We start from the raw sequence: 3,647 nt of genomic DNA on the forward strand, positions 1-3,647 counted from the left end.
CCGTTCCACTCCTTACAGGCCACCTCGCAGGCCTTGCACCCGATGCAGACGCTGGTGTCGGTGAAGAAGCCCACCCGGGGCCCCGCCTCGACCCAGCCCGCGTCGGGGGCCGGGTCGAGTGGGCCGTAGAGGCTGTTGGCGTCAGGCATCGTCGCCGTTCTCCCTCGACCCGTCGTCGCTCGGCCCGGCCGGATGCCGGACCGTGGTGGTCACCCTCGCGGGCAGGTGGCCCGGGACGATGCCGGCCCGCCGCCGGTAGTCGGCGACCAGGTCGCGCAGCGCCGGCCCGGTCGGCCGCCGGCCGGGGCGTACGTCGCAGGTGCCGACCTTGCTCTCCTGAATCAGCACGTTCGGATCCAGGGTGATGCCGAACAGGTCGTTGGCCGAGTCACCGGTCACCAGGCCCTCGAAGCCGAAGTGGTACGGCAGCCAGATCTGGTGGATCACCCGGCCGTCCACCCGCAGCGGGGTGAGCCGGTCGGTGACCAGCACCTTCGCCTCGATCACCGCCCGCCCGCTGATCATGTGCGCCCAGCCCAGGTGGGCCAGCCCGGCCTCGGCGGCCAGCTCCGGCGACACCTCGACGAACATCTCCGGCTGCAGCTCGGCCAGCGGCCGCACCGTCCGGCTCATCCCGCCGGCGGTGTGGTGCTCGGTGAGCCGGCTGACCGTGAACACGTACGGGAAGACCTGACTGTGCTCCTCGGGCGGGCTCGGGTTCACCGAGTTCACCGGGTGGTCGTAGACCTTGCGGGTCGGGTTGGCCTGCTGCCCGTAGAGCGGGTTGCGCATCGGCGACTCGGCGGGCTCGTAGTGCGTCGGCAGCGGGCCGTCGAGGACGCCGCTGGGCGCGTACAGCCAGCCCTTACCGTCGCCCTGCATGACGAAGGCGTCGTCGCCAGCGATCCCCTCGACGCCGCTGGCCCCCTGCGGCGGCCGGTACGTCGGCGGCTTGGTCTTCTCGAAGTCCGGCACGTCGTACCCGGTCCACTCGCCCTTCTCCGGATCCCACCAGACGTAGCGCTTCCGCTCGCTCCACGGTCGGCCCTCCGGGTCGGCGGAGGCGCGGTTGTAGAGGATGCGTCGGTTCGCCGGCCAGGCCCAGCCCCACTCGGCGGCCACCCAGTCCTGCTCGTGGCGGGACTTGCGCCGGGCGGCCTGGTTGACGCCGTCGGCGTACACCCCGGTGTAGATCCAGCAGCCGATGGCGGTGGAGCCGTCGTCCTTCGCCTCGGCGAACGCGGACAGCGGGCGGCCGGTGGCCACGTCGTACCCGTTGATCTCGCGCAGCACCGCCTCGGCGCTCGGCTCGGCCTCCGGGCCGTGCGTCGGGTAGTCCCAGGCCAGGTCGAGCAGCGCCCGGTCGCGAGGCTTGTCCGAGTCGGCCAGCTTCTCCCGCAGCACCCGACCCAGGTGGTAGAAGAACCACAGCTCGGAGCGGGCATCGCCCGGCGGGTCGAGGGCCTTCTCGCGCCACTGCAGCAGCCGCTGGGTCTGGGTGAAGGTGCCCTCCTTCTCCACGTGTGAGGCGGCGGGCAGGAAGAACACCTCGGTGCGGCACTCCTCCGGCACGATCTCGCCGGTGGCCACCTCCGGGCCGTTCTTCCAGAACGTCGCGCTCTCGATCATGAAGAGGTCGCGGACGACCAGCCAGTCGACGTTGGCCATGCCGAGCCGCTGGGCCCGACCGTGGGCGGAGCCGACCGCCGGGTTCTGGCCGAGCAGGAAGTAGCCCTTGATCTTGCCGTCGATCATGTTCAGCACCTGCTGGTAGGTGCCGTGGTCGCCGGTCATCCGGGGCAGGTAGCCGTAGCAGAAGTCGTTCTCCGGCGTGGCCGCGTCCCCCCAGTACGCCTTGAGCAGGCTGGCGCCGAAGGACCGCGCGTTGCCCCAGAAGCCCTTCTGGCCGGGGTGGCGGATGCTGTCCACCCACTCGTCGAAGGTCGGGTGGTCGGCGTGGTGCGGCATCGGCAGGTAGCCGGGGAGCAGGTTGAACAGGGTCGGGATGTCGGTCGAGCCCTGGATGCTGGCGTGGCCGCGCAACGCCAGGATCCCGCCGCCCGGGCGGCCCATGTTGCCCAGCAGCAGCTGGATGATCGCGCCGGTGCGGATGTACTGCACGCCCACGCTGTGCTGCGTCCACCCGACGGAGTAGATCAGCACGCCGGTGCGGTCCCGGCCGGAGTTCTCCGTCCAGGCGCGGGCCAGTTCGAGGAACTTCTCCTGCGGGATGCCGCAGACCCGCTCCACCATCTCGGGGGTGTAGCGGGCGAAGTGCCGCTTGAGGATCTGGTAGACGCAGCGTGGGTGCTGCAACGTCTCGTCCCGCTGGGTCTGCCCGGCCACCTGGGCGCCGTGCGACTCGTGCAGCAGCCCGGCGGCGGTGTCCCGCTCCTTGGCGGTGTGCCCGCTGCCGGAGTCGCCCTCGTGCCCCTCGTACTGCCAGCTGTCCTGCACGTAGCTGCCGGTTTCGGGGTCGAAGCCGGAGAAGAGACCGTCGCCGTCCTCGGTGTCGGCGAACCGCTCGCTGACGATGGTGGCGGCGTTTGTGTACGCCAGCACGTACTCCCGGAAGTCGAGCTCGTTGTCCAGGATGTAGCGCACCACACCGCCGAGCAGCGCGATGTCGGTGCCCGCCCGGATCGGCAGGTACGTGTCGGCCACGGCGCTGGTCCGGGTGAACCGGGGGTCGACGTGGAAGACCTTCGCGCCGCGGCGCTTGGCCTCCATCACCCACTGGAAGCCCACCGGGTGGGCCTCGGCCATGTTCGAGCCCTGGATGATGATGACGTCAGCGTTGGCGGCGTCCTGCTGGAAGTCCGTCGCGCCACCGCGACCGAAGCTGGCCCCCAGACCGGGGACGGTGGCGGAGTGTCAAATACGGGCCTGGTTCTCGATCTGGAGTGCCCCCATCGCCGTGAACAGCTTCTTGATGAGGTAGTTCTCCTCGTTGTCCAGCGTCGCCCCGCCGAGACTGGAGATGCCCAGCGTCCGGTTGAGCGCCCGGCCCTCGCTGTCGACGGCCTCCCAGGTCTCCTCGCGGGCGGCGAGGACCCGGTCGGCGATCATGTCGAGCGCGACGTCGAGGTCCAGGTCCTCCCACTGCGTGCCGTACGGTCGGCGGTAGCGGACCTTGGTCTGCCGCAGCGGGCTGGTGACCAGGCTCTTGCTGGCCGAGCCCTTCGGGCAGAGCCGGCCGCGGGAGATCGGGCTGTCCGGGTCGCCCTCGATCTGGGTGACCCGGCCGTCCTTGACGAAGACGCGCTGCCCGCAGCCGACCGCGCAGTACGGGCAGACCGACCGGGCCATGCTGTCGGCGGTCCCGGTGCGGGCGGTCAGCTCCGCCGAGCGCGCGGACTGCGCCGCGGCGCCGCGGCCCAGCGGGTCGGTGCCGGTGAGCTGCCGGTAGACCGGCCAGCCCTCGAGGACGGTACGCAGACCCACTTCGGACCGCCCCTCCTCCACCACGCCGCCGGGAAGCTGACCTCCTGAACATTAGGACAGCGCACGGGGTGGCGCGACTGGAGCCGGCGATCTTTTTCGTACGGATGCAGCGCCGCCCCCGGCCCTGGTGGGTCGGGGGCGGCGCTGGGGTGTCGGTGTGCAGGTCGCCTCTCGGCGAGTGGCGCGACGCGGCTCCAGCCTGA

The 3,647-nt window shown here is 71.2% G+C and carries 1 protein-coding gene and 1 pseudogene; both read right to left on the reverse strand.

Features of this window, described 5'->3' with window-relative positions; all coding sequences use genetic code 11:
- Positions 1 to 149: pseudogene (locus ACLQ2U_RS32105) on the reverse strand (4Fe-4S dicluster domain-containing protein); the annotation flags it as partial.
- The gene (gene fdh, locus ACLQ2U_RS32110) at positions 142 to 3,444 is read right to left on the reverse strand and encodes a formate dehydrogenase (protein WP_425754631.1); all 3,303 of its coding nucleotides are present in this window, start codon (positions 3,442 to 3,444) and stop codon (positions 142 to 144) included. The pseudogene ACLQ2U_RS32105 and the gene fdh, both read right to left, overlap by 8 nt.
- Between the last annotated feature and the right edge of the window lie 203 nt (positions 3,445 to 3,647).

Origin of the sequence: Micromonospora sp. DT47 (assembly GCF_049844475.1) — a bacterium.
GTDB lineage: Bacteria > Actinomycetota > Actinomycetes > Mycobacteriales > Micromonosporaceae > Micromonospora.